The following is a 25,108-nucleotide window of genomic DNA, read 5'->3' on the forward strand; positions in this document are numbered from 1 at the left end:
CCGATGAAGACAGAGTTATTAGCGATCGAAGCGTTGAATGTGACGTTTCAAAGCAAAACCGGGCCGAAACCGTTAGTAAAAAATCTGGATTTAGTGATTCCAAAAGGCAAAGTGGTTGGGATCGTCGGCGAATCTGGCAGCGGCAAAAGTATGACCATGAAAAGTGTCATGGATCTTTTACCCGATAAGGTGACCGATCACTATACGAGTTATACATTTGAAGGAGCAGCAGTGACCGATCGTCGAATCTTACCGATCGCCATGATTTTTCAAGACCCGATGACTTCGTTAAATCCTTTGCGCACGATTGGCTATCATTTGATCGAAGTGATTCGCCGCTCACAAAAAGTATCGAAAAAAGCAGCACAAGAAATCGCCGTCAAAGAGTTAGAGAAGGTCGGCATACCTTTTCCAGCACAACGCATGAAACAATATCCCCACGAGTTATCAGGGGGGATGCGTCAGCGGGTGATGATCGCCATGGCTTTATTGGCGCAACCGAAATTGCTGATCGCAGATGAACCGACGACGGCTTTAGATGTGACGATCCAAGCACAGATTTTGGCATTGATCAAAAACCTGCAAAGAGAGAACCAGCTTTCCGTCGTCCTTGTGACCCATGACTTTGGGGTCGTTGCAGGAATGTGCGACTTTATTAAAGTGATGTATCAAGGTCGAGTCGTGGAAGAAGGCACCACAGAAGAAATCTTTTATCAACCGGCGCATCCTTATACGAAACAATTATTGCAAGCGGCCCATTTAGGCGACAAGCATGCCGAATTAAAAGTCTTTGACTATCATGAGACTTTGGCAGATGAGTTGCAAGAAACGCAGCTATCTAAGACCCATCGCGTTTGGCGCAATCAGGAGGTGACAGAATAATGGAAGAACTGATTCGCGTAGAACATGCGACGAAAACCTTTCGCAGCAAAAACTGGCGCGGCACTGTCAGTGAAGTCCGAGCGGTCGAAGATGTCAGCCTAACGATCCATCGGGGCGAGACATTGGGGCTAGTAGGGGAATCAGGGAGTGGGAAAACCACTTTAGGACGCAGCATTTTAAATTTAGAGACCTTAACAAGCGGGGAGATTTTCTTTGAAGGCAAAGAGCTAACAGCATTGACGGCAGAAGATCGCAAAGCAGCGTATCAGCAAATGCAGATCATTTTCCAAGATCCGTATTCATCATTGAATCCCCGCATGACGGCACTTGAACTGGTGATGGAGCCGTTGTATCATGAAACGAAAGATGCTGCCCGAGCGAAAGCCAAAGAAATCTTAGCGATCGTCGGGATCACGGGTGATGATGTCCATAAACTGCCCCGCAGTTTCAGCGGCGGACAACGGCAACGGATCGGCATCGCTCGTGCGGTGGTCAATCGCCCGGCGTTCGTCTTGTGTGATGAACCGACTTCGGCATTAGATGTCTCCATTCAGGCTCAGATCATCCAATTGCTGCTGCGTCTGCAAAAAGAATTTTCATTGTCCTATTTGTTCATTTCCCATGACTTGTCCGTGATTCGTCATATCAGTGACCGAACAGCCGTCATGTATCAAGGGAAACTAGTTGAATTGGCACCCACCGACCGTTTGTTTGACAATCCGCTGCATCCTTACACGAAGAAATTATTAGCAGCAGCGCCGATCGCTGATCCTGTGTTAGCAAGAGGTGCGATGGAACAAACGGAGATTCAAAGCACGATTACTTTGACACCATTGTATGAATGGGTCGAAGTTGAACCAGATCATTTTGTGAGGAGAGAAAAACGATGACAGTAGAAACATTGACGATCCAGCAAGGAAGCGACAAATTTGAAATGACGACCCCAACTGGCAATTGGGTATTAGCACGGGAAAAAGGCTATTCGCCAGTCCAAATGCTGGTGAGTGCGGTCGCTGCTTGCGGCGGCTATGTATACGCATCCGTCCTAGAGAATTCAAAAATCACAGCAGAAATCGAAAAGATCGAAGTCAGCTATGACCGGGACGACAACAAAAAAGCCCAACCAGTCAGTGCCATCCAAATTCAGTTTTATGCGAAAATCGCTGAAGCCGACCATGACAAAGCGACCCGTTGCCTAAAACTCGTTTCACCAAATTGCCCCGTGATCCAATCATTAGATCCAGCGATCGAAGTGACGGAAACGGTGACGTTTATTTAAAAAATAATATCCATTTTTGAAAACCTGCTTCAACAGTTGAAGCAGGTTTTTTTTTATTCTTTAAAGATTTGTGTTCTTAAATATCCTTTGACACACAAAAAATCCAATTTTTTTTGTGTGCAATGAATATATTCTTTCTGATGAAATTATGGAAAAATACTAATCAGAGGTGAGAAAGATGAAGAAAACAATGATCGCAAAAAGTATGTTTGAAGTTGGTGCACTAGCAATTGTTCGCACTGAGAGTTTTGAAAGGGCTTGCGAAATTGCCGAAGCCTGTATTCGTGGCGGAATTCCTGTAATGGAGATGAGCTATACGTTAAATAGCGCTGGAAACATGATAAGGCAGTTACGTGAAAAATACAAAGATAAACTGATCGTTGGCGCTGGGACTGTCCTGGATAGCGAAACAGCTCGTCATGCTATTTTAAACGAGGCACAGTTTATCATAGCGCCAAATTATAGTGAAGAAGTCGCAAAAATATGTAATCGATACCAGATTCCTTATGCTCCTGGCTGTACAAGCTTTACTGAAGCGGTTGAAGCATTGACATTAGGTGCTTCATTTATTAAAGCGTTTCCGATATCCGATTTTTACGGTGAACGTTTACCCAAAGTATTTAAGACGCCTTTACCCGATATGCCTATTCTAGCGAGTGGGGGAATTGATTTGAGCAATTTGCGAGATTGGCTTGCAAACGGTGTCGATGTTTGCGGCTTTGGTTCTCTTTTGACGAAAGGTTCATCTGAGGAAATCGAAACAAATGCCAAAGAGATTTGCAAAATTATTGAAGCAAATAGAAAGATACGAAAAGAGGGATTTAAATGATCGCACTAACAAGAGTAGATTTTCGATTGATTCATGGACAAGTAATTACCCGTTGGCTTAAACAATGTGACATTAATGAAATTGTGACGATTGATACACAGCTTAGTCAAGATACCTTTATGCAAGATGTATTTAAAATGGCTGCACCAAAAGGTGTTAAAATTCGAATTTTGTCTAGCGAACAGGCAGTTCTTGCTTTTCAAAATAAGGAGTTTGATCGTAATCGGATTATGCTTTTATTTAAAAATGTGCAAGAACTTTATAAAACAGTGATGAACGGCTTAGATTTAAAAGAAATTCAAATTGGTGGTTTAGGCGGAGGTCCGGGTAGAAAAGCAGTGAATAATGCCATCACTTTAGATCAGACCGATGCAGACCTACTTTTGGCTTTAGAAAAGAAAGGGATTTCGATTTATTTGCAAACCACACCAGATTATCCATCAGAACCACTAAAAAAAGCAGTCGCAAAATTATGACTTAGGGGGAAATAAAAAATGTTGATACCATCGATTTTAGTAGGTCTTACTTATTGGTTGGCAATGGGAAGAGCACAGTATTATTTTTCGTTTGCTTTTAGAAACCCAGTTGTACTCGGAGTAGTGATTGGCTGGATTTTTGGCGATGTTTCAGCTGGATTGCTTTACGGGGCGACGATCCAGCTTCTATACATGGGAGGGATCGAGGCTGGTGGAAACATTCCCAGTGATCGTGCCTTAGCTGCTTGTATTGCTATTCCTGCAGCTCTACAAAATGGGCTAGATCCAAACACAGCGGTTGCATTAGCGGTTCCTTTTGGCGTACTGGGTGTGTTGATAAATAACGTACGTAGAACCATTAATTCCTTTTATAATACCCAAGCGGATAAATTTGTTTCTGAGCATCAATATGAACGGTTATCATTGTTTTCATTCGTCATTCCTTGGTTGACTAATGGTTTACTGTATTTCACTCCCGTATTTGTAGCGACTATGTTTGGAGCAAATGTGGTTCAAGCATTTATTAATATTATTCCCGAATGGTTGATGAATGGACTTTCAAATGCTGGTGGTATGCTACCTGCATTAGGATTTGCGCTAACGCTAGTTGTTATGGGGAAAAAGCAATATTTACCATTTTTTGTCATTGGTTTCTTTGCTTATTCCGTTTTGGGCTTTTCTATGCTGACGGGTGCCGTTTTTGCTGTATGTATCGCAATGATTTCTTCGTTATATAAACAAAGTTCTGATGAGGAGGAATACGCATGAATCAAGATGTAGTCATTGAAAAGAAAATTACCCGCATGGATCTGCTTAAGGCATGGTGGAAATGGTGCTTAGCAGTAGAAGTACCTGTTAGTTTTGATAGGATGCAAGCATTAGCATTCAGTTATTCTCTAAATAAGATTCTAAGAAAGCTATATGCAAATGATCCAGATGAATTGCAAGCTGCCATGCAACGCCATGTTCAAATGTTTAATACGAATTGTGACTGGGGAAGTATAATTCATGGAATTGTTATCTCTCTTGAAGAGCAAAGGGCAAATGGAAATGAAGAAATAACACCGGAAATCATCGAGTCTTTAAAAATTGGATTGATGGGACCTTTGGCTGGTATTGGGGATAGTGTGGATCAAGGGATTGTAGCAACCATCCCATTAGCTATTTTTGTTCCGATGGCTCTTAATGGTTCAGTTATTGCTGCTTTTATTCCAGGATTGATTTATCTTGCCTGGTCGTTTGGCTGGTCTTGGCTTTTGTTTAACAAAGGATATACATTTGGAAAGAATTCCGTGTTGAATATTTTAAACTCTGGAATGATCAAAAAGGTGATCGATATAGCAAGTATTGTTGGGCTCTTTATGATTGGTTGTCTTTCGGCAGCCTATGTCAATTTCTCCACAGCGTTGGAATTTGTCAGCGACACAGAGACGGTTAAAGTACAAGAGCTATTAAATGATATTTTGCCAAATATGTTGCCGTTTTTCTTAGTAATGGCTATGTACTTTTATATTATTAAACGCGGCCCAAAATATTTGCAGATCATTCTGGTAACAATGGTATTTGCTATTTTACTGACATTTTTGGGAATTATATAAAGGAGAATCAAGATGAAGCTAGTCATAACGCCTAGAGGCTTTTCGTCCTATGGTTTAGAAGAAATAGTAGTTTTAGAAAAAGCTGGTTTTACCGTGGATTACAATGATACTGGAAGAGCGTATTCCAAAGAAGAACTTCTAAAAAAATCCCAAGACGCTGATGCGTTAATTGTGGGAGTGGACGACATCGATCGTTCATTTTTAGAAGCTTGTCCCAGACTAAAAATTATATGCAAATTTGGTGTAGGTATTGATAATATCGATACTGATTTTTGCAAGGAGAAAGGAATCGTCGTAGAAAGAACTTTGGGAACAAATACGAATGCAGTCGCTGAACATGTTGCTGCATTGATGTTTTTGGATGCGAAAAATCTCTATAGAAATATCACAGAAGTCAAGGACGGTTTTTGGAACAAGCCGACAGGATATGAAATTTCAGGCAAAGTTTTAGGAATTGTTGGTTATGGAGCGATCGGGAAAAGATTAGCTGAAATTGCCTTGAGTTTAGGAATGAAGGTCCTCGTTCAAGATATTCTTCCAATCAAAGAAAATGAATTAAAAAAATCAGCGGTTAATGAGGCTTCATTTGAAGAAATACTTTTACATGCGGACTATCTGTCTTTACATCTTCCTCTCGTAGACGAAACTAAAAACATGTTCTCACAGACGGCATTTGAAAAAATGAAGAAAAGTGCTTGCTTAATAAATACGGCTCGGGGAGGAATTGTTGATGAAGAAGCCTTGTATGAAGCCTTGACACAGGGTAAAATTCGCAGAGCTTGCTTTGATGTTTTTTCAAAGGAGCCCCCGCAATGTGGAGATAAATTAATAACACTTGATAATTTTTATCTTACTTCTCATATAGGAGCACGAACAGAAGAGGCAGAAAAACGAACCTGTAATTTATCGGCAGAAAAGATTATTAATCATTTCCAGTAATATATGAAAGAGGAGAAAGAAATGAACATAATTATTGCAACACATGGAAAATTTGGTGAAGAATTAAAAAATTCGGCAGAAATGATTTTAGGTAATCTTGAAAATGTTTATTCAATTTCACTTCTTCCACAACAATCATTTGAAGACTTTATGAATCAAGCTGATTCTTTGTTAAGAAAAATGTCTGGAACCACAATTGCTCTAGTGGATTTGTTTGGTGGCACCCCATCAAATGTGTTGACTGTTTTAACCAGAAAATATGGACACCATGTAATAGCAGGACTTAGTATGCCGTTATTCATTGAAGTGTATATGAGTAAGGATCAGCAGTCAGACACTGAAATCATGCAGCAATTTATTGCATCGGCACAGCAAGCCATTGTCTATACAAATCAAGTAGTTGAGGAGGACTAACACTATGTTCGAGGGCATCATCACTCCAATTTTAACCCCTTTTTACAGAAATTCTGAACAAGCGATTAACTATTCGGCAGCAGAAGAACTAATAGAGCATCTTATAAGTTGTGGTGTTCAAGGGATTTTTCCCTTAGGAAGCAATGGTGAATTTCATCTACTATCTAGGGAAGAAAAAAAAGCATTTCTAAAATTTGTTGTAGAAGTAACCGATCATCGCGTTCCTGTATTTGCTGGAACTGGATCATGCGCAACAAAAGAAGCAGTCTGGCTGTCCCGAGAAGCCGAAGCTTTAGGAGTCGATGCATTATCTATTGTTACTCCTTATTTCATTACACCGAGTCAACAAGAGTTACTGGGTTATTTTAAAGAGATTGCCCAATCGGTTCGAATACCTATCGTTCTTTATAACATTCCCAAGAATACAGGCTGCAATATTTCTCCCTCCTTGCTCGAAGAGTTGAAAGCTGTCGGGAATATTCAAGCAATCAAAGACAGTAGTGGGGACTTAGAAACATTAAAGTCATTTCTGTCAGTAGGTAAAGAAACTGGTATCGATGTTCTAGTGGGATCAGATTCGAGAATTAGTGATGGGTATCAATTAGGCGCATCAGGAGCTATTGCAGGAACGAGTAATCTTCTAACAAAAAGCCTTGTTCAGTTAGATAAATCTTTAAGAGAAGGCAATGAGACAAAAGTCCGAAACTATCAAAATCATATAGAGTCACTAAGAAGTATTTTGCCTCTTGGAAGTGTTCCTTCGGTATTGAAGTATGCCGTAGAACAAGCAGGCATTGCACAAGTAGGCCCAGCAAGAAAACCTGTAAATGAACTAAGCGCAGATGATCAGAACAAAGTCCAGACGTTGATTGAGGAATTTCGCAATCAAAATATTTTATAGTATTAGCAAGACACTGTTGCAAAAATGGTAGAATGTTTAAAACCTATTATTTCATGAAACAGGGTGACGAGAGTGAAATTAGAACAAATCTTTTATGAGTTTATTTTAGTCGTCAAAGACTACCGCAATTACGTAATCGGCTTGCTAGATGATTCTGGAAGGATCAAATTCAGCAGTGAAAAAAATTTGATTGGAAATATTATTCCTTTGCATAGCGCTGATAAGAGAAATCTCTTCTTCAAAGTTCATGTTAAAAAGCAGAATTTTGGTTATCTTTGGGTCTATAGTGAAGACTCCGAAATTGAAATTGTCGGTAGATTACTCGCACAGTCCTTAGCTACTCGAATAGAATATGAACTAGCTGACGAATTTTTACAGATGAATGCTAGTTTAGACGAACAGCTTATCAAATTATTGCTTGATGAAGAGAAGATGGATTTGCAAGCGACAAAAGAATTGATGCAGGAAATGAAAATTGACTGGACGCTTCCACGAGTGGCAGTACTGATATGCAGTAACCGAGGGTTTGAAGCAGAAGAAGTGAAACGTCTGAAATATCGAACAGAGCATAAAGGAACGATTCTAGCGTTATTAGATTCAAAAAGGCTCCTACTTTTCAAAACCTTACCTCAATCAATCAAGATGGGAATGGTAAAAGAAGTAATTACTTCCTTTATTGAGGAATTAAAAGATTGGGGACTCGCAGAGTGCAGGTATTATGTAGGATCTGTTCAAAATAAACTCTCCTATTATAAACAGAGTTATGAGGCTTGCTTGTGGCTAACCCATCAAAAAAGAATAGCGGTCAATCAAACTGTCTTTTTTGAAGACTATCAAGTTGATTTTTTTGTTTCATATTTAATTGAAAGTAAAGTAAATCAAACCTTTAACTATTACTACGAAACTATTTCAACAAGTGAGATTGATGAAATGGTGATGATTGCCGACGGTTTGTTTCAAGCAGACTATAATGTCACACAGGCTGCAGAGAAACTTTTTGTTCATAAGAACACACTCGTTTATAAGCTAAAGAAATACGAGGAACAATTTGGACTTGATATAAGGGGAACGTTCCAAGGGAAAGTTCTTTTTTACATGCTTTCTAAGCTGTTTAAGAATGATCAAAAGCAAGAGCAGGCAGGTGGGCAGCTATGAGCGGGAAAGTAAAGTTAGTTCGTGTCGATAATCGATTGCTTCATGCGACAGTAGCGTTAAATTGGAGCAGGTTTGTCAATGCGAGTCAAATTATTATCGTTGATGAAAAAAGTAAAGGAGATCTATTTTTCGAACAAGTACTTCAGTTATCTTTACCTTCAACAATCAATGTAAAGATACTTTCTGCAGATCAGTTATTAGCCTTTCATCAAGAATTAGAGAAGGATACCGATGGGAGAAAAGTAAACATCATATTGCTTTTCAAAAAAATTTCTGATGTTTATTCCGCTTATCAAAACGGCTATCCGCTTAGAGAAGTACAAGTACCATATCCAGCAAGTAGGTTTTTGATTAAGAAGCTAGATTATTATTATGATGATAAAGATTTGCAGAAAATACGCGAATTACAGAAAAATGGTATTCGTTTTTACTACCAAACAACTCCAATGGACGTAAAGGAGTATAGTATTTTTGAACAAATAAGAATTTAGGGAGGTGAACAACGATGCTGAAGGAATACAAAGAAAGTGCCCAGCTGGCAATAAACAGTGTGATTAGCAACGTGAATGATTCTGATTTGAAAAAAGTTGTCCAAGAAATATTGGGATGCGAATTGCAGAATGGACGTATTCATTTAACAGGAATCGGAAAACCTTCATATGTTGCTGCCTATGGCGCATCACTATTGTCATCCACTGGTACACCTGCATACTATTTGGATGGTACGGAGGCGGTACATGGTTCAAGTGGGCAGGTTGCTGAAAATGATGTAGTGATCGCTATTTCAAACAGTGGAGAAACGAAAGAAATGATTGCTACTTTGCAAGTGCTAAAAAATAATCATGCCAAGATTATAACAATCTCTAGTAATGCATCTTCTTCAATGGCTAAGTTATCGACACATGCGATCACTGTAAAAGTAGTGAGAGAAGGGGATGATTTAAACAAACCGCCAAGAGCTTCGATTCTTGCTCAGATGATGGTTATCCAAGAGTTATCCATATTACTGCAGGAAGAAAAGCAATTAGATGCTCAGACTTATTTAAAATGGCATCCTGCTGGAAGTATCGGGGAACATTTATCGAAAAAGAGCGAATCTTGTATCTACTGAGAAACTGATTAGTAAATACAGCGATACACAAATACCATACAAGGCACAACATAGCGATGATGAGTTTACTCATTGCAGTGTTGTGCCTGTCATTTTATATGCTTTTACTATTTAGTTTCCATCTATAGCTCATTCACACTAAAATCAATAAATAATATTCTCCCGAATAAAGTCGATATCTGTCACTAATAGTTTGCGATCGACACTTTTTAGGGCGCCAGATTCTCGTAATTTTTGCATCATTCGATTGACACTGCTGGCAGAGGTAATGCCGCAAAAGCGAGCGATCTCTTCATTGGTGACTTCAAAGTCGATCAAGACGCCCTCTGTTGTTTGAACCCCAAAAGTTTCATACAGCTCATTGATTTGGGTACAGACAGCACCAAATTTGCCGTTCATCAGCATTTGCTGCATCTTTTTCATCGTATCCATCAAGTTTCTTCGATAATACTCTTTGACATAATCCTGCAGCAGGCGATCACGATTGACATCTGCCCAAAATTGATCCCGCACAATTTTGTATAATTCGGCTTCTTCTGATTCAACCCGCACATTAAAAGGGGCTTCGACTTCTTGAGAGGATTCGTCTTTAAACAAAGAGACGATCTCAAAATCCGTCAAATAGCGCAAGTTGAATTCGCGCCCTTCATGGGTCACTACGCTAGTTTTGATGATGCCTTTTTTTAAAATATAGACGTACCGATCCGGGATGCCTTCATATGTCAAGTAACTCTTTTTCTTACGGATAACGACCGGTATTGCTTGTTTTTCTAAATAATCACGTAATATCTGTTTCTCCACCCACGTTACTCCTTCACTTCATGCCAACCCAACATTTTCTGAAAAAAATCTGAAATTTCCTCTATTCATGCTTCATTAAAAGACATTTCTGGTGAAAAAGCAATAACAAATGTTAATGTTTCTTGTTAATGCTCTTTTTTAACAGCAAAAGCGCATTTCAAGCAGAGGAAGTTTCGGTATAGTAAAACGCATCACAGCACAAACAGGAGGAATGGAAGAAACATGTCAGATAGGGAAACCAATCAAGAAGGAGTCGTCAGCTCGTTGCCGTCAACTAAAAATGAAAAACTATGGAACAAAGGGTTTATCACGATTACCTTGATCAATTTTATCGTCTTTCTCGTGTATTATTGTTTTGTCGTCATCACCGCGAAATTTGCCACGCAGGAGTTAGGGGCATCCACTGCACAAGCTGGCTTGGCAGCGGGGATCTACATTATCGGGACCTTGATCGCTCGCTTGTATGTTGGAAAAATTTTAGAATTAGTTGGTCGTAAAGCCGTTTTGCGCTGGGGGATATTGTTTTATGTCATTACCACCGCTGCTTATTTGGTCTCAGTCAACATTTATATTTTAGATGCGGTGCGCTTTTTCAATGGCTTTGCTTATGGTGCCGTCTCGACTGCGGCTAATGCGATCGTCACCGCTTATATCCCAGCTTCCAAACATGGCGAAGGGATCAATTACTATGGATTAAGTACTAGTTTAGCAGCGGCGGGCGGACCTTTTATTGGTATGCTATTACTACCGACGGTCGGCTTTGATTTCATTATTTGGTTAGCAACTATTTTATCGATCGCAACAGCCATCGCTTGTTTCTGGTTCCCGGTCAAAAACATCCCATTGACGGAAGAACACAAAGCACAGCTGCAAAAATGGTCCGTCAAAAGTTTTGTCGAACCAAAAGTCTTTTTCATTTCTGGGATTGCCTTTTTGATCGGGTTGGCTTATTCCAGCGTTCTCGGCTTCTTGTCGATCTACGCCAGTGACCTTGGGTTAGAAACGGCCGGTGCCTTTTTCTTCATCGTCTATGCACTTTCCGTGACCTTCACACGGCCAATGACTGGCAAACTATTTGACCGCCATGGCGCAGATGCGGTCATGTATCCCAGCTTTCTTTTCTTGACCCTTGGTCTTTTCCTATTGAGTATTACCGGCAACAGCTGGATGTTGTTGCTTGCGGGTTGCTTTGTCGGCTTGGGCTATGGCACCTTCATGTCCAATGGCCAAGCCGTCTGTCTGAAAGAAGTCGATCCTCACCGTGTCGGCGTAGCGCTCTCCACTTATTTCATCGGGCTGGATCTCGGCTTAGGCGTAGGTCCCTATGCATTAGGAAGCTTACACGGTCTGTTTGATTATTCGCAAATCTACATCTTATGCGGACTGATTCCAGTCGTCGTCCTTGTTTTATACAAATTGTTTTATAAAACGAAACGCGCAGTTGCCGCCGTTGGTACGATGAAGCAGCCAATCAACGAAGAAGACTAACCTCAACCATTACAAAAAGGAGTGTTTCACCATGGATAACAATCAATTGATTATTGAAGCATTGAACAAATTAGTAACGAATATCAACGAATTGAATGAAGAAATGCATGCCATGAAAGAGGTCACCGCAACAATGACCCATGAACAGCTTGCTATCGATCATCAATTACGCGACATCAAATCGGTATTGATCAATGACAATCTGATTGGGTAAATTGTCATAAGGCTTGAAAGGAAACAAGAAACAGGAATGAACGCTTTTTTTTGAGAATGTTTCCTGCTCACTTGCTGGTGGTAGAAAGATTCACATGAGAAAAGCGTTTTTTTGATGCACAAAAAAAGAAAAGCGAACATTGGCAGATTTTGTACAAGAAAATAAGCAAGAAAAATTGTAGCAGTCCGCGCTTGTATGCTATAGTGTGTCTGGGTAGCAATACCTAAAAAAAATCAGAGTAGGAAATAAAGCGTTAAGTGCTGAAAGGATGGGATGTTGCCTTTCGGACGAAGAACGATCATTCGTTCGCGGTTTTATTTTCGCATTCGCTGCATGAATTTGTAGCAACTCTAAAAGGAGATGCTCACTATGAAAAGAAAAGTCGATGCACACATGATTGCGGTCATGGGACTTTTGATTGCCTTAATGGTCGTCTTGTCGCAAATCTTGGGGTTTGAAACCTCCTATATCAAAATCACATTTTCCTTTGTACCACAGCTGATCATGGGTATGCTGTTTGGTCCGTTTTGGACAGCAGTTGGCTCCTCATTAGCCGATATCGCAGGAATGGTGATTTTTCCAAAATCAGCCTACTTTTTCGGCTTTACCATCAATGCCTTCGTTGGTGGACTGATTTATGGCTACTTCTTTTATCGGAAAGAAGTCACATTAAAACGAGCGGCGATGGTCGTCTTGTTAAATACACTTTTAATAACCTTGATCTTAACACCGATCTGGTTAGCTATGATGCTGAATATTCCTTTGACAAGCTGGGCGATCTGGTCGGTCCGCTTGCTAAAAGCAGTCATCATGTTCCCGATACAAACTGCGTTGATTTACATCGTAGGGCGTGCGGTACCATACAAACGGCTGATCCGACGGTTCGTTTAACGAGTAAAAAAGAACGATAACATCCATTGAAGTGAATCATCTGCGAATATTTCGTCAGTGGTTCACTTTTTTCTTTCTAAGGATTGGCTTAATCATTCTCAATAACTTGTTTAGAGGGGAAGGGTAACCTATGAATAAAAAAGGACTCGCTATGGGACTGTTTCTTTTCTTGGTCTTAGCAGCAATGGGAGGGATGAAGTGGATGATAGAACAGCAAAAACAGCAAACGGAGGAGTCAGCCGTGATCCAGCAAATCAGCTCGAGGGACGAAACAAAGGAAGAAAGCAGGGAAAGTCAGGAAACCACCTCAGTTTCCACGTCAACTTCTGTTTCAACTTCCGCGCAAGAACAGTCAGAAGAGGCAATAGCAGAAAAAATCGCTACGATGAGTTTGGAGGAAAAGGTCGGGCAATTGTTTTTTGTCCGTGTACCTGAAAGCAATCAAATCGAAGAGCTTAAAAAGTATCACTTTGGTGGCTATCTGTTATTCGGCCGTGATACCGAAAATGAGACGGCGGAGAGCTTAAAAAACAAAATTGCAGATTACCAAGCAGCCAGCGCCATTCCGCTGTTGATCGGTATGGATGAAGAAGGGGGCACAGTGACTCGCATCAGCCGCAATCCGAACCTTACGGATCAGCGTTTTCTCTCACCACAACAGCTGTATGCCCAAGGTGGATGGTCAGCGATCGAAGAAGATACAGCAACGAAAGCGGAAATTTTAAAAGCTTATGGCATCAATGCTGGGCTATTTCCCGTTGCCGATGTTTCCACTGATCCGCAGTCCTTTATCTACGACCGAACCATTGGCATGGATGCGCAGGGCACGAGTGCGTTTGTAGAACGTGTGGTTCATGTTTTACAGAAACACCACGTTGGGTCTACCTTGAAGCATTTTCCTGGCTATGGCAACAATCGTGACTCGCATGTCGAAATCGTCACCGATGACCGCCCGCTATCTGCACTGCGGGAAACGGATTTTCTGCCTTTTGCCGCAGGGATCAAAGCTGGTGCCGATAGTATTTTGGTCGCCCATACGATCGTCAATAGTATCGATAAGACCGTACCCGCCTCTATTTCAAAACCCGTGCATGAGCTGCTGCGAAATGAATTGCATTTTAAAGGGGTCATCATGACGGATGACTTGGATATGGCAGGACTTTCTGAGTTCATTCCGCAAAAAGAAGCCGCACTACAGGCGTTGCAGGCGGGAAATGATCTAGTGATCTCCTCTACCTATCAAGAACAGATTCCTTTTGTGGTACAAGCGGTTGAAGATGGCCGCTATTTAGAAGCTGATTTGAATGCTTCCGTCAAACGGGTCTTGCTCTGGAAAGAAGCATTGCATTTACTTTAAGAAAAAAATAAACCTGCTGTTTCCTCCGTGTAAGAGAGTCGTTCTCTTACTGAGAGGAAGCAGCAGGTTTTTTTTAGATACTCTGAGCCAGTGCCTCTAATTCTTTGGCAAAGGCTTCTTGCCCAATAAAACGCAGATAATCCAGTGCTTTTTCAATCGTGGCCATTCCCAGCGTACGATCTCCTTGAAACAAGGCGTAGATGCCTTCGAAATAACGAATCATCAAGCGGATACGATCATTGTCCGGCGGCAGGTGATCGGCTAGATACGTCAGCACATGCGCCAACTCGGCAGGTTTTTTGCGATCGATAAACAAGAAAGCCGCATTCGTCAGCAATTTTGTGTAGATTTGATAATTGATACTTAATGCATTGCTGTAAAAAATTTTTTTATTCAGGTGTTTCATTTGATACAAGATGTACTCGTCAGAAAAGAGGAAGAGCAGATTGGTAAATAAGGAGATTTCAAATTTTCCCCACGTGTCGATGCGTTCCAAGTATTTCTTGATGGTCGCTTCGATGATGCGCCGTTCTTCTTCGTCGGTAACCACGCCTTTTTTCTCTAAAATCAAAAAGAATTGACTATACAGTACATAATAGAAGAAATCCTTCGTGGTTTTATACAGCGCTTGGGCTTTGTTAATCAAAGAGAGGACTTCAGAATACTTGCTTTCATAGTAAGCGGTGGTCAACTGTTTGGATAGCTGCTTTTTCTCGCTGACTTGATTGTCATCCAAGCGATACTCAAATTCCTCCAAAGTGACATTTAAGCGGTCCAAATACTGGTGCAAAATATCAAAGGCGATGCGGTGCCCTTTTTGTTCAAAGGTTGCCAGTGTACTGCGTTCTGAAATGTTCTCAACCAATTTTCGCTGTGAGATATTTCGTTCCGTTCGTAACTCTTTTAACAAGTCATTGGCCTTCAAAAAATCCCTCCTAAAAAAAGTGGACGGAAAAATAGTCCAAATATGTTACAGCTTTATTTTGCGGGTAAACTTGAAGAAAGTCAATTAAAGGAGGAGAAATGGATGTTTGATTTTTTTAGTTTTCCCTGGGAAGTTGTAGAACTAATGGCTAACGTTTTTTCTTTCTTCAAATAATCGATCCTTTGTGATTGGTTAGCAATTGATTTTTTAACAGGAAAAAAGTATAAGTGGTTTCACGTAATAAGTTACTGTTCATTCGCGCATTCAAACGCCCTCTCCCCAAACAGCTTACCCTGTCAAGGTGCGTAGGTCTGCCGAATCCCTTTTAAAAAAGGAGCAAACACAACAGCGAGTGATTGCTCTTTTTTTGTTGGTCAAAAAACCTGCATACGGCATCCCAACAGTCAGTTTTGTTTTTTCTTGAACATTGGTTCATTCGGATCAGAATAGTAATCAGGATTGAATTCATCATCGATCGAGACCCCGAAAAGAGAGACGAGACTGGGAAGAACCCCAATCACGCCGAGGACGACGGCAACTGGAAGGTAGAACTTTTTGCGCTTGTACCACGGAAGCTGCGATTTCTTTTCCATAGGAACTCCTCCTTTTTAAATAGTGTAGCATGTTCTGAGTTAAGTGTGTTAATAATTACCTTCAATATTTAAAAATATACTAAAAAGGTATATTGGTATATCTGATGGGGAAAAGGCTTCCTAGTAAAATTTAGGGAGCGTTCGTTTTTGTCATTGTTGCCAGAATCAAGTTTTATAAAAAAGGAACCGAGTAAGAAAGTCATCCTTCTTACTCGGTTCCTTTTTATTGTAAGTAATCCTTGGTTTGGTCCATCAAGGTTTGAAAGTCTGATTCGTTTTTTCTTATCGCCTCTGTTAGGGTAAACAAATAACCGTTGGGGTCTTTGATGGTCATTTCAAGGGCATTCCAAGGCTTTTCCATCAAAGGTTCCACTATCCACTTTTCGGGAATTTTTTGAGCGATATTCTTAAGATCAATCATCGCTACATTCAAAATTGCCCCATCGCCAACAGTGAACGAGTCTGCGGCAATCAGCATCAAATCTTGGTAGTCAGCAAGACGCAGATGGTCCATCGTCACTTGATTTTCTTGATTGCGAAACTGATACAATGACTGGAAACCCAAGATTTCTGCAAACCATTTTGATGATTGTTCAATATCTTTTGTCTTCAATTGATAAAACATTGGCATAACATATACTTTCATTTTGACACCTCCTCTTAATTAGAGGATACCGCTTGACGCAGCGTCAAAGTCAATAGACAATTTCGTATTGAAGCAAAGCTTGAGAATGGCGTTTCTTTGGCACTTAAGTCAAGGAAAAATGGGCAATAATTGTTTGACTCACTTCATCAGGTGATAAGTGGGTATTGTTGATTTTCAGCGAAGGAATCGTTGGAAAAAGGGTAGTTAATTCCTGTGGCAGGCTTTCTAAGCGATAGTTTTCAAACGAAGACAAAAGCTCGTTTCTAGAAAAATCCAGCGCTCTTTTTGACGGCTTTGCGGCTAAACGGTCCTCATGGCAATTGCGCTTTAAGCGTTCCTCAATATCAGCCACTAGTTCGATAAAATAGACCTTTTGCTGGGCATCGGTAAATAGTTGGGCGATCTCTTGTAAAAAAGCTAAATCTCCCGCTTGATCGAAATCAATCAAGACCGTAAAAATGATTGATTTTGTCGTATTATTGGCTTCATTTTGAACAAAGGCTTTGAAGAGTTCGATCCGTGTTTGATTAGACAAAGCGAATGCTGCGGGACTATAGCCAAGAAAGTTCGCAAAAAGATCAATGGTCTGGTGATTGAATAAAAGCTTTGCATCCAATCGTTTTTCCAGTTCTTTGCCCACAGTCATTTTCCCTGCGGCTTGTGCGCCAATCAAGACGATCAATGACATCACAACACATCCTTTTTATCAATCGTAACAAAGGTGGTTTGCAATGTAAATCAGTTCTTGTGATCATTTAAATCATGACGTAGGCTAGGGGGTAACTGAGGAGCTTAAGTGTTCGTGGACCAAAACCCAGTTTCCTTCGATCTTTTCAAAAATATTCGTGGCTCTACCCGAGCCTTCAATAAATTCTTCATTCAGAAAACCTTCATAGTGATACGTATAAAGACAGACTGCGGATTGAGCAGATTTGTGGAGCCATTGTACATCTGAAATATGATAATGTTCGTCTTTGATTAAGTCCCAAGCATTCTCAAAATATTGGCAAATTTCCATAGGTGTTCGACAGGTTGCATCAGAAAAGTAATAGATCGCCTGTTTTCCAAGGAATGGCTGAACTTGACGAAAATCGTGGGTATTGGTTGCTTGAATATAACCTTCAAGAGCTTGTTCCGGTGTGTGGATACGCGCACTTCCTTTCGCAAATAGATAAGGATAGTGTATCAAGGAAACCGAAAACTGTGAACCCTTCTTCTCACTGACTATGTAAATAAGAAACGTCGGAACTTCTCCGACAAAGGGAAGAAAACCATGCAGCACAAAAGCACAGTCTGGAACAACAAAATGACTAGTAGATTGATCGTTTCAAATCGTGAATAAAGATAGAAGTGGATCAGCCACTCGAAGACATTGACAAAGACTAAATAAAGGTAGTGCGCTTTTTTGACCTTGCAGTTTTTTAACCAATAATAGCTTAAGTAATAATCTAGCAAGATCATCAATAATAGAAAAAGTTTACTGAAAGCCGTCAGATTGTCATGCTGCGAGGCGAGTTTTTGAAAAAACAACAAAAGGGTTGGTGTCGGAATATAAATGATCAATAAGGATAGGAAAAAATAGACAATAAAGGGCATAGTCATTCCTCCAATCTGTTATTAAAAAAACATAGATAAACTAACAGATTTATTGAGAGCCGTCAACTGGTTTTTCATCGAAAAATTCGATAATGATGGGTAGCGTTGCTTGGAGGAAAAGGTTCAAAGGACAGTCGGTGGTAGCAAAGGATGATCGCGAGATATCCAAAAGAAAGACTCCCTTTTACGAGAAAAGGGAGCGGAGGAGTTGCTTCATAGGGTATATTTATGCCCATGTCTCATTGAGTTTATCCGCATAAAACAAAAGTGCCTGTCGGTAAGACTGGATGTCTGGATCGCTAGAGGTTTCGGCAAGCAGGGTCAATAATCGTTTAGTGGCTTGCTCATACTCGGCGAGATTAAACAGTGTCATGGCATAGAAGGTTTGCAAAGCATGATTTTTTGGAAACTGCTTCATCGCTTGTAAAAACACGTCTTCGGCTTTTTGATAATTGCCGAGGGCACGATAGGTGCTGCCTAGACCTAGGTAGGCATCTGGCAAGTCGTTTTCTGATAACCCTAACGCGATTGCTTGTTCATAATAAGGAACTGCCTGTTGTTCTTCCCCTAAAAGATCATAGCTCCAAGCCGTTTGGTACTGCACAAAGGCATCTTGGGGATTTTCGGCAGCTAATTGAATCAATTGTTCATTTGATTGTTGGAGTTTTTTTTCAGTCCGCAGTTGGATCGCAGCAGCTACTCGTTCATTCATTGGTTGGAAGCTCCTTTTCAAATAGTAGAAAATGACTTAGATAACTTGCAAGCTTAGCTAAGGAGAAAGATCAGCCCAGCTTTCACCTGCAAAAGAAAAACCGCATGCTTCATACAGCTTGTAGGCTGGCTGGTTTTCAACTGTCACTACCAAGTAAAGGTGAATGAGTCCCATGCCTTTTGCTCGTTGGATCACTTCCTTCATCAGCAGCTTGGATAAGCCGTTGCCTTTAAAGGCTGCGTCCATAACGACAAATAATAGCAGGGGAAGCTCTTGAAACGTGCTGGTTACTACGGCACCGATAGGATGATCATCCTTTTGTAACTGAAAAGAAAGCTCTGGAATCAAGGGACCGTATTTTCCGTCAGCGGTCTCTCTCAGCTCTCTTTGCCAGTCAGCAAGCGATTCCCCTTCGTCATCTGACGTTTCATGATAGGCGGAATAAAAAAGCTCTGCGACACTTCGAGAATTCGGGAGAAAAGGCTCAAAAGAAAGGGCGGATTCTTGTAAAGCTTTGGGGGCATGTTGTAAGTCACAAGCCATAATGATTCGTTTCATAGAAGCACTCCTCTCTGCTCGTTTCATTTATTATAGCAGAGCCAAGCTTTTTCACGCTCGTTTTTTTCTAATAAAAGCCCAGATCCAACGAATTCCTTCGTAGATTGCAGTGAAGACAGCTACCAGAAACAAAAACGACATGTAGTGGATCAAAAAAGCGAGCTGAAACCATAAGCCATAGACCATCGGCAGGACGACAAGCAAACAAAGAACCAATTCGATGTTTCGCTTTCTTCTAATTTGAAACCAACGTTCATCTGACATACTTTTTTCCTCCTGTTCATTCTTTACACACACATTTCGTTAAATATCCATCTTTATATAAAACAATCGATATAGTTGCGATATTTTGATTAAAAAACTAGGAAATTGATTTAATTTTTGGTAATCTTGAAGATAAGATTAGAAATAGCTGTTGTTTTTTATTTTGACTGATTTTCCCACGAAAGACAAGGTGAGCACAATGGAAAGAAAACCGATGTATTTAAAAAATGGGCTTCCTTTAACAATGGAACTAGGTAAAATTTACACATGCCTTTATCGAGGCGGTTATTTCATTTGTGAAGAAAAGGGCCAACCGCTGCCACCGATAAAAAGAGAAGCGAAATAAGCGAACTTCTCACTTAAGATTTGTCAGGGATCGAATGGGTTGTTGGAACTGTTATCTCCTTTTGGGTACCAATTAAATGATGTCTAGCATTTTCAAAAAATCTCAACGTTCTTCATTCATACCATTCTAAGTCTTAAATTGATTTTGACCGATTTCAATTTAGTAAGAACAATCCGATCCCTGGCAAATGTTAGGTGGAAAGTTGGGCAGGTAGCAAGTGAATCAGTAATAGGTGAAAAACACTTTTTTCTCACAAAAGATGATTTCACTTGAATAGAACGCCGTTTTTTGCTATAATAGTTCAGGAATTGAAAAATAAAATAGACAAAGGTTGAGCATTTTTTATGCTTCAAGGATCAGGTTTGCCAAGGGGTGAGGCAAACATTCTTGGAGGAATGCTGGCCTTTTTTCATATCAGCATACTTCTTCGTGAGGTATGCTTTTTTTGTTTATTTTTCAGTTGAGAATACAAATCATTATAGGAGGGGAATCGATGAGAGAAGCTTTGACTCGTTTACGAGAAGCAGAAGAAGCCAATGAACAGCAATTGCGCGCTTTGAAAAAAGAATTGCAGTCGGAAGAAGCGCAGCAGCAACAAGCATTGCAAGAGCGATCAGCCGCTTTAGAAGAGGCGCTTGCTCAAGAACAAGCAACAATCGAAGAGCAGTTGCAACAGTCACTAGCAGCACAAAAGCAGCAGCTGGCAAAAGAGAATCAGCAAGTGTTAGATCGTTACCAAAAAAATATGCAAAGCTTCCAAGAGCAAGCGGTTCAACAGATCGTTGAAGGAGTGATCGGGACTTATGGCAGTAACCAAACTAAATAAACTAACGTTGATCACCCCGAAGCACTACCAAGAAAGGTTATTGACGAAGCTGCAAACGATGCAGTTTGTTGAAATCGAGAACGTATTTGAGCAGGAAGCGAACGAAACTTGGCTGCGGGAATTTTTTGCAGGAGCCACCCCAGAAGGTGCTTCTCATCAACCAATGATTCGTCGATTGCAAGAAGCGATCCGCTTTATTCGCCAAAATGGTGATGCGAAAAAAGGCACGGAATGGCAACGAGATGCCTTGCGGCTGTCGGACTTTGAAACAAGCTTCGATGAAGCAGCAGCATTAACGGAGCTGGTTGAAGTCGAGAATTTGCAGGAGCGCTGGGTAGAGACGATCGAAGCGATCGAAGCAGCGACGCAGTCGGAAGAATGGGCGACACAATGGCAAAATCTTGACGTACCCTTGGAGATCGAAGCGCCTGCACATACAAGTTTTTTTGCTGGGAGTGTCGAAGGTCCACGCTGGGAAGATCTAGCTGAAGCCTTGCGTCAATTGGAAGAGGTTCATATCGAAGTGATCTATTCTGAACCCAAAAAAGTCAATTTCAGCTGCCTGTTTTTAACAGCGATCGAAGAGCAAGTGTTCCAATTGTTTCACCGATATGGGGTGAAGAAAGAAACTGGCCTGACATCCGAATCACCAAAAGTGGTTTTGCAAAATACGAAACAAGCCTTGACTTCCTTGACGCAGCAGCGCAAAGAACTGATTACAGAAATCAGTCAGCACAAACAACGGCTGATCCTGCTGCAGCAAGCGGAAGAACTGTTTTTGACTCGTGAGAATCGGGCAATGATGCAACAGCGCTTAGCAGCTGGTCAGACCTTTGCCCTCTTGCGCGGCTGGATCGAAGAAAAGGATCAGCCGTTAGTGGCGGAAATGGTCCAAGAATCCTTTGCCAACGAGATTTACTATTCATTTGAAGAACCCACTGCAGAGGAGATCGCTGCCAATCAAGTGCCAACGAAACTAAAAAACGCCTCGTTTATTCAACCCTTTGAAATGTTGACGGAAATGTACAGCTTGCCAAAATACGATGAGATCGATCCAACCCCATGGATGACGCCTTTTTACTATGTTTTCTTTGGTATGATGGTGGCTGACTTAGGTTATGGTGCATTAATGGCTGTCGCGACCACGATTGGGCTACACGCCTTGCGTTTGCCCAAAGGGACCAAACGGTTTCTGAAATTGTTCCAGATTTTGTCTGTGCCAACTATGATTTGGGGCGCAATCTACGGCTCCTTCTTTGGTGCTACATTGCCCTTCCAACTTTTATCGCCCTCCGAAGATTTTATGGCGATCTTTGGTCTATCCATGATTTTTGGTGGGATCCAACTGTTTACAGGCCTTTATTTAGCAGCCAAAGAAAATATCCGCAAAAAGGATCTTTTAGGTGCAGTCAACGAAGGCTTTGCGTGGCTAGGACTTTTGAGTGGTCTTTTAGTGGCAGCCGCAGGCAATCTTTTGATCGATGTCCCAGCACTAACAACCGTCGGCTTGATTTTAGCAGGCTTTAGTGCCTTATTGATCATCGTGGTACCGATTCTGAAAGGGAAAACCAAAGTGGGCGGCTTCTTTTTAGGCTTGTATGACTTATACGGTGTGACCAGTTACATCGGCGACTTTGTCAGCTATAGCCGCTTGATGGCATTAGGGATCTCTGGTGGGAGTATCGCAGCAGCCTTCAACTTATTGGTGGGCTATTTGCCGCCAGCCGCTCGTTTTTCTGTAGGCATTCTCTTATTGGTTGTCCTACAAGCTTTAAACATCTTTTTATCGTTACTGAGTGCGTATGTGCATGCCGCTCGTTTACAATATGTAGAGTTTTTCGGAAAATTTTTCACTGGTGGGGGGCGCCAATTTGAAACCTTTAAGCCAAGTGAGAAATACGTTGATTTTGATAAAGAAAATGGAGGAGACAATAAATGATTGATTACTTAATTAATAATAATGGTGGTATGGTGTTTGCAATTATCGGAATGGGGATCGCTACGATCTTTTCTGGGATCGGTTCAGCCAAAGGGGTGGGCCAAACTGGTGAAGCAGCGGCAGCCTTAACGACGAATCAGCCGGAGAAGTTTGGACAAGCCTTGATTTTACAATTACTTCCCGGAACGCAAGGACTATACGGATTCGTTATTGCGTTTATGATCTATGGTAGCTTAAGTGGTGAAATGTCGACAGTGACTGGTATGGCGTACTTGATGGCATCACTGCCAGTTGCCTTTACTGGCTTATTCTCAGGAATGGCCCAAGGGAAGGTCGCTGCAGCTGGGATTCAAATTTTAGCGAAGAAACCAGAGCATTTCTTTAAAGGGGTTATGTTCTCAGTAATGGTTGAGATGTATGCCATCTTAGGCTTTGTTATTTCTTTCTTACTTTTAGGAACGATTTAAAGGGGGCGAAGGTATGGATGCAATCGACAAAATGATTGCTGAACTAGACGAAGAAGCGCAGACAAAACGGGAACGTTTGGCTGCCGCTGAACGTGCTAGGATCAGTGAAACGATGGCACGTGACTGGGCGAAAAAAGAGTCGGACTTGCAGCTTCGTGCCCAGCAAGCAAAAAAGCAAGCCGAAAAAAATTATCAGCAAGCGCTGAATCGCCAAGCAAGTGCCGCTAAGCAGCAGCAAATGGTGAAACAAAACGAATACCTGACACAACTTTTTGAGCAAGCGTATCAACAAATGGTTGCCTGGACGCCAGAAGAGCTGCAGTCATTTGCTGAAAATGTGCTGCAACAGCTGCCGATCAGCGGGACGGTGACCTTCCACGCTGGTCCTGAGCAAGCAGCCCATCTAGATGCCGCTTGGCTTACGTCTTGTCAATCAAAACTACCGTATCAAATCAAAGCAGGCGCACCATTGACAGAAGCAGGCTTTTTGGTGGATGACAACGGCATTCAATACAATTTTACCTATCAGGTACTGCTTGATGAATACAAGAAAGAAACCCGAGAACGGTGGTTGCAGATCATACAACAAGGAGGTTGATCCATGAGGAACTATCATCAATTGAATCCAATCATTCGGCTGAAAGAGATGACGTTGCTAAAGCCGCAAGAAGTCGAACAAATGATTGCGGCAGAAGGGTTTGCTGAAGTCGAAGCTGTCTTGCAGCAGACCCATTATCAACGCTATTTGAAGCCAGATTTTCATGAACGATTCGAAACCTATCTCGATGAAGAATTGTTAAAGACGATCAAAGAATTGGCCGAGCTGGTTCCTGATCAAGAGATCCTCCGACTGTATATGATGCCTTTTACTTTCCATAATCTAAAAGTCTTGACCAAAGAGTCAGTCACTGGAAAAGATTATGATCATCTACTGATCGAAGATGGTTTTTACACGATCGATGAGTGTCGGACCGCCATCAAAACGGGAACCTCAGAGGTATTGCCTGAGAAAATCGTGACTACGATCCAAGAAGTGCGGGAGTACTTAGAAGGCGGCGCCGTGCTGCAAGGCATCGATATCATTTACGATCGCCGGTATTTACATGAACAACGGCGACTGGCAGATGAAATCAAGATCCCTGAGCTACAAGAAGCTGTCATCAAGATGATCGATTTGACCAATATAACGATTGCCGCACGTTGTGTACTTCAAAAACGATCGCGCAGTTTTATGGAGGCAGTCTTAGTGAGTGTCGGCAGTATCCCGAAAGAAGAATTTTTAGCGTTTGCGGATGCGTCCTATAGTGACTTTTTAGCCTTCTTATTAGAAAGTGATTATCAGGAAGTGTTGCGGCCTTTGATTCATGAACATGTGATCGACTTTGCTGGCTTGGCACTTTTGCAAGACAATTTGATCACAGAAAGCTATGGCCAAGCCCAAACGGATGCTTTAGGACCACTGCCTTTACTCGCATTTTTGAATGCTAAGGTTTTGGAACTACAAAATCTGCGTATCTTGCTAGTAGGCAAACGCAGTGGCTTTACGGAAGAACAACTCAGAGAAAGGATGCGGCACTATGACTCATAAAATCGGCGTAATCGGCGAGAAAGAATCCGTCATTCCTTTTCAACTATTTGGCTTTCAGGTCTGCTATGCCTCGGAAGAAAAAGAAGTGAAGCAGGCGCTGGCAAAATTAATGAAGAACAGTACGATCATCTACCTGACTGAAAAATGTGCCGAGCTGATTCCCGATGAATTAGCAAAAGTCCAACAAAAAATGACACCTGCAGTCATCTTGATTCCTGATTATGATGGTTCCCGAGGAATCGGCAAGCGAATGATTCAAGAAAATGTCGAAAAAGCAGTTGGACAAAACATACTATAGAGAGGAGCCGATGTT

The 25,108-nt window shown here is 41.3% G+C and carries 33 protein-coding genes, 1 riboswitch and 1 other annotated feature; of the genes, 23 read left to right on the plus strand and 10 right to left on the minus strand.

The window, feature by feature from the left end; all coding sequences use genetic code 11:
• Positions 1 to 3 precede the first annotated feature (3 nt).
• From IGI71_RS05315 to IGI71_RS05375, 13 genes are all read left to right on the plus strand, one after another.
• On the plus strand, positions 4 to 882 hold the full coding sequence (locus IGI71_RS05315) for an ABC transporter ATP-binding protein (RefSeq protein WP_121261885.1): 879 nt from the start codon (positions 4 to 6) through the stop codon (positions 880 to 882).
• Positions 882 to 1,772, plus strand: coding sequence for an ATP-binding cassette domain-containing protein (locus IGI71_RS05320; RefSeq protein ID WP_002316738.1), 891 nt, complete (start codon positions 882 to 884; stop codon positions 1,770 to 1,772). Before IGI71_RS05315 ends, IGI71_RS05320 begins: the two co-directional genes overlap by 1 nt.
• On the plus strand, positions 1,769 to 2,161 hold the full coding sequence (locus tag IGI71_RS05325) for an OsmC family protein (protein ID WP_121261883.1): 393 nt from the start codon (positions 1,769 to 1,771) through the stop codon (positions 2,159 to 2,161). Before IGI71_RS05320 ends, IGI71_RS05325 begins: the two co-directional genes overlap by 4 nt.
• A gap of 178 nt (positions 2,162 to 2,339) precedes the next feature.
• The gene (locus IGI71_RS05330) at positions 2,340 to 2,990 is read left to right on the plus strand and encodes a KDPG and KHG aldolase (RefSeq protein WP_016608211.1); all 651 of its coding nucleotides are present in this window, start codon (positions 2,340 to 2,342) and stop codon (positions 2,988 to 2,990) included.
• On the plus strand, positions 2,987 to 3,466 hold the full coding sequence (locus IGI71_RS05335; RefSeq protein ID WP_016608210.1) for a PTS system mannose/fructose/N-acetylgalactosamine-transporter subunit IIB: 480 nt from the start codon (positions 2,987 to 2,989) through the stop codon (positions 3,464 to 3,466). Before IGI71_RS05330 ends, IGI71_RS05335 begins: the two co-directional genes overlap by 4 nt.
• An 18-nt stretch (positions 3,467 to 3,484) precedes the next feature.
• Positions 3,485 to 4,234 carry a PTS mannose/fructose/sorbose/N-acetylgalactosamine transporter subunit IIC gene (locus tag IGI71_RS05340; protein WP_016608209.1) on the plus strand — a complete coding sequence of 250 codons (750 nt, stop codon included), beginning with the start codon at positions 3,485 to 3,487 and terminating at the stop codon, positions 4,232 to 4,234.
• Positions 4,231 to 5,064, plus strand: a complete 834-nt coding sequence (locus IGI71_RS05345) for a PTS system mannose/fructose/sorbose family transporter subunit IID (RefSeq protein WP_016621554.1) — start codon at positions 4,231 to 4,233, stop codon at positions 5,062 to 5,064. Before IGI71_RS05340 ends, IGI71_RS05345 begins: the two co-directional genes overlap by 4 nt.
• 12 nt (positions 5,065 to 5,076) lie before the next feature.
• Positions 5,077 to 6,003: a phosphoglycerate dehydrogenase gene (locus IGI71_RS05350; RefSeq protein WP_121261879.1), complete on the plus strand. Its 927-nt coding sequence runs from the start codon at positions 5,077 to 5,079 to the stop codon at positions 6,001 to 6,003.
• 21 nt (positions 6,004 to 6,024) lie between these two features.
• On the plus strand, positions 6,025 to 6,417 hold the full coding sequence (locus IGI71_RS05355) for a PTS sugar transporter subunit IIA (RefSeq protein WP_228074079.1): 393 nt from the start codon (positions 6,025 to 6,027) through the stop codon (positions 6,415 to 6,417).
• 4 nt (positions 6,418 to 6,421) lie between these two features.
• The gene (gene dapA, locus IGI71_RS05360) at positions 6,422 to 7,318 is read left to right on the plus strand and encodes a 4-hydroxy-tetrahydrodipicolinate synthase (RefSeq protein WP_121261875.1); all 897 of its coding nucleotides are present in this window, start codon (positions 6,422 to 6,424) and stop codon (positions 7,316 to 7,318) included.
• Positions 7,319 to 7,390: 72 nt separating this feature from the next.
• The gene (locus tag IGI71_RS05365; RefSeq protein WP_016608203.1) at positions 7,391 to 8,473 is read left to right on the plus strand and encodes a PucR family transcriptional regulator; all 1,083 of its coding nucleotides are present in this window, start codon (positions 7,391 to 7,393) and stop codon (positions 8,471 to 8,473) included.
• Positions 8,470 to 8,964, plus strand: a complete 495-nt coding sequence (locus tag IGI71_RS05370) for a PTS sugar transporter subunit IIB (RefSeq protein ID WP_121261871.1) — start codon at positions 8,470 to 8,472, stop codon at positions 8,962 to 8,964. Before IGI71_RS05365 ends, IGI71_RS05370 begins: the two co-directional genes overlap by 4 nt.
• Before the next feature lie 14 nt (positions 8,965 to 8,978).
• On the plus strand, positions 8,979 to 9,584 hold the full coding sequence (locus tag IGI71_RS05375) for an SIS domain-containing protein (RefSeq protein WP_194186025.1): 606 nt from the start codon (positions 8,979 to 8,981) through the stop codon (positions 9,582 to 9,584).
• A gap of 144 nt (positions 9,585 to 9,728) precedes the next feature.
• Here IGI71_RS05375 and IGI71_RS05380 read toward each other — a convergent pair whose 3' ends face one another.
• Entirely contained in the window at positions 9,729 to 10,385 is a 657-nt protein-coding gene (locus tag IGI71_RS05380; RefSeq protein WP_061054390.1) for a Crp/Fnr family transcriptional regulator, read from the minus strand.
• Positions 10,386 to 10,607: 222 nt separating this feature from the next.
• Between IGI71_RS05380 and IGI71_RS05385 the strand changes: the two genes are divergently transcribed.
• From IGI71_RS05385 to IGI71_RS05400, 4 genes are all read left to right on the plus strand, one after another.
• Complete coding sequence (locus IGI71_RS05385) at positions 10,608 to 11,873, plus strand: MFS transporter (RefSeq protein WP_430616201.1); 1,266 nt, start codon at positions 10,608 to 10,610, stop codon at positions 11,871 to 11,873.
• Between the two features lie 31 nt (positions 11,874 to 11,904).
• Positions 11,905 to 12,087 (plus strand): hypothetical protein, encoded by a 183-nt coding sequence (locus IGI71_RS05390; RefSeq protein WP_005225550.1) that lies wholly within the window; start codon positions 11,905 to 11,907, stop codon positions 12,085 to 12,087.
• A gap of 232 nt (positions 12,088 to 12,319) precedes the next feature.
• Positions 12,320 to 12,421: riboswitch (THF riboswitch) on the plus strand.
• 26 nt (positions 12,422 to 12,447) lie between these two features.
• A complete protein-coding gene (locus IGI71_RS05395) occupies positions 12,448 to 12,978 on the plus strand; it encodes a folate family ECF transporter S component (protein WP_121261863.1) in 531 nt (176 codons plus the stop codon).
• 130 nt (positions 12,979 to 13,108) lie between these two features.
• Entirely contained in the window at positions 13,109 to 14,335 is a 1,227-nt protein-coding gene (locus IGI71_RS05400) for a glycoside hydrolase family 3 protein (RefSeq protein ID WP_194186024.1), read from the plus strand.
• Between the two features lie 73 nt (positions 14,336 to 14,408).
• Here IGI71_RS05400 and IGI71_RS05405 read toward each other — a convergent pair whose 3' ends face one another.
• From IGI71_RS05405 to IGI71_RS05445, 9 genes are all read right to left on the minus strand, one after another.
• Positions 14,409 to 15,260 (minus strand): Rgg/GadR/MutR family transcriptional regulator, encoded by an 852-nt coding sequence (locus tag IGI71_RS05405; protein WP_081116612.1) that lies wholly within the window; start codon positions 15,258 to 15,260, stop codon positions 14,409 to 14,411.
• Positions 15,261 to 15,664: 404 nt separating this feature from the next.
• Positions 15,665 to 15,853: a hypothetical protein gene (locus IGI71_RS05410; protein ID WP_005225554.1), complete on the minus strand. Its 189-nt coding sequence runs from the start codon at positions 15,851 to 15,853 to the stop codon at positions 15,665 to 15,667.
• A gap of 223 nt (positions 15,854 to 16,076) precedes the next feature.
• Positions 16,077 to 16,499, minus strand: coding sequence for a glyoxalase (locus IGI71_RS05415; RefSeq protein ID WP_074535039.1), 423 nt, complete (start codon positions 16,497 to 16,499; stop codon positions 16,077 to 16,079).
• A gap of 103 nt (positions 16,500 to 16,602) precedes the next feature.
• Positions 16,603 to 17,187 (minus strand): AAA family ATPase, encoded by a 585-nt coding sequence (locus tag IGI71_RS05420; protein WP_060793076.1) that lies wholly within the window; start codon positions 17,185 to 17,187, stop codon positions 16,603 to 16,605.
• Positions 17,188 to 17,271: 84 nt separating this feature from the next.
• A complete protein-coding gene (locus IGI71_RS05425) occupies positions 17,272 to 17,688 on the minus strand; it encodes a YybH family protein (protein WP_005225558.1) in 417 nt (138 codons plus the stop codon).
• A 35-nt stretch (positions 17,689 to 17,723) separates the two neighbouring features.
• The gene (locus tag IGI71_RS05430) at positions 17,724 to 18,095 is read right to left on the minus strand and encodes a hypothetical protein (RefSeq protein ID WP_074535041.1); all 372 of its coding nucleotides are present in this window, start codon (positions 18,093 to 18,095) and stop codon (positions 17,724 to 17,726) included.
• Positions 18,096 to 18,321: 226 nt separating this feature from the next.
• The gene (locus IGI71_RS05435) at positions 18,322 to 18,807 is read right to left on the minus strand and encodes a tetratricopeptide repeat protein (protein WP_430616202.1); all 486 of its coding nucleotides are present in this window, start codon (positions 18,805 to 18,807) and stop codon (positions 18,322 to 18,324) included.
• A gap of 57 nt (positions 18,808 to 18,864) precedes the next feature.
• Positions 18,865 to 19,392 carry a GNAT family N-acetyltransferase gene (locus tag IGI71_RS05440; protein ID WP_074535043.1) on the minus strand — a complete coding sequence of 176 codons (528 nt, stop codon included), beginning with the start codon at positions 19,390 to 19,392 and terminating at the stop codon, positions 18,865 to 18,867.
• A gap of 24 nt (positions 19,393 to 19,416) precedes the next feature.
• The gene (locus IGI71_RS05445) at positions 19,417 to 19,629 is read right to left on the minus strand and encodes a hypothetical protein (protein WP_005225563.1); all 213 of its coding nucleotides are present in this window, start codon (positions 19,627 to 19,629) and stop codon (positions 19,417 to 19,419) included.
• Positions 19,630 to 20,304: 675 nt separating this feature from the next.
• Positions 20,305 to 20,358 (plus strand) — a sequence feature (sodium ion sensor (DUF1646 type); this cis-regulatory element may regulate processes involved in with the transportation of sodium ions).
• 110 nt (positions 20,359 to 20,468) lie between these two features.
• Here IGI71_RS05445 and IGI71_RS05450 point away from each other — a divergent pair.
• Genes IGI71_RS05450 through IGI71_RS05475 form a run of 6 tightly spaced genes read left to right on the plus strand, consistent with a single transcriptional unit; the run spans position 20,469 to position 25,093 of the window.
• Entirely contained in the window at positions 20,469 to 20,801 is a 333-nt protein-coding gene (locus IGI71_RS05450) for a hypothetical protein (RefSeq protein ID WP_015509344.1), read from the plus strand.
• Positions 20,779 to 22,740, plus strand: a complete 1,962-nt coding sequence (locus tag IGI71_RS05455) for a V-type ATP synthase subunit I (protein WP_005225566.1) — start codon at positions 20,779 to 20,781, stop codon at positions 22,738 to 22,740. Before IGI71_RS05450 ends, IGI71_RS05455 begins: the two co-directional genes overlap by 23 nt.
• Positions 22,737 to 23,207 (plus strand): V-type ATP synthase subunit K, encoded by a 471-nt coding sequence (locus IGI71_RS05460; RefSeq protein WP_005225567.1) that lies wholly within the window; start codon positions 22,737 to 22,739, stop codon positions 23,205 to 23,207. Before IGI71_RS05455 ends, IGI71_RS05460 begins: the two co-directional genes overlap by 4 nt.
• Before the next feature lie 13 nt (positions 23,208 to 23,220).
• Positions 23,221 to 23,805 carry a hypothetical protein gene (locus tag IGI71_RS05465; RefSeq protein ID WP_430616203.1) on the plus strand — a complete coding sequence of 195 codons (585 nt, stop codon included), beginning with the start codon at positions 23,221 to 23,223 and terminating at the stop codon, positions 23,803 to 23,805.
• A 3-nt stretch (positions 23,806 to 23,808) separates the two neighbouring features.
• Complete coding sequence (locus tag IGI71_RS05470; protein ID WP_121261857.1) at positions 23,809 to 24,795, plus strand: V-type ATPase subunit; 987 nt, start codon at positions 23,809 to 23,811, stop codon at positions 24,793 to 24,795.
• Positions 24,785 to 25,093, plus strand: coding sequence for a V-type ATP synthase subunit F (locus IGI71_RS05475; RefSeq protein WP_005225570.1), 309 nt, complete (start codon positions 24,785 to 24,787; stop codon positions 25,091 to 25,093). Before IGI71_RS05470 ends, IGI71_RS05475 begins: the two co-directional genes overlap by 11 nt.
• Positions 25,094 to 25,108 lie beyond the last annotated feature (15 nt).

It is taken from the genome of Enterococcus sp. DIV1279b (genome assembly GCF_050531515.1).
Lineage (GTDB): Bacteria > Bacillota > Bacilli > Lactobacillales > Enterococcaceae > Enterococcus_D > Enterococcus_D casseliflavus.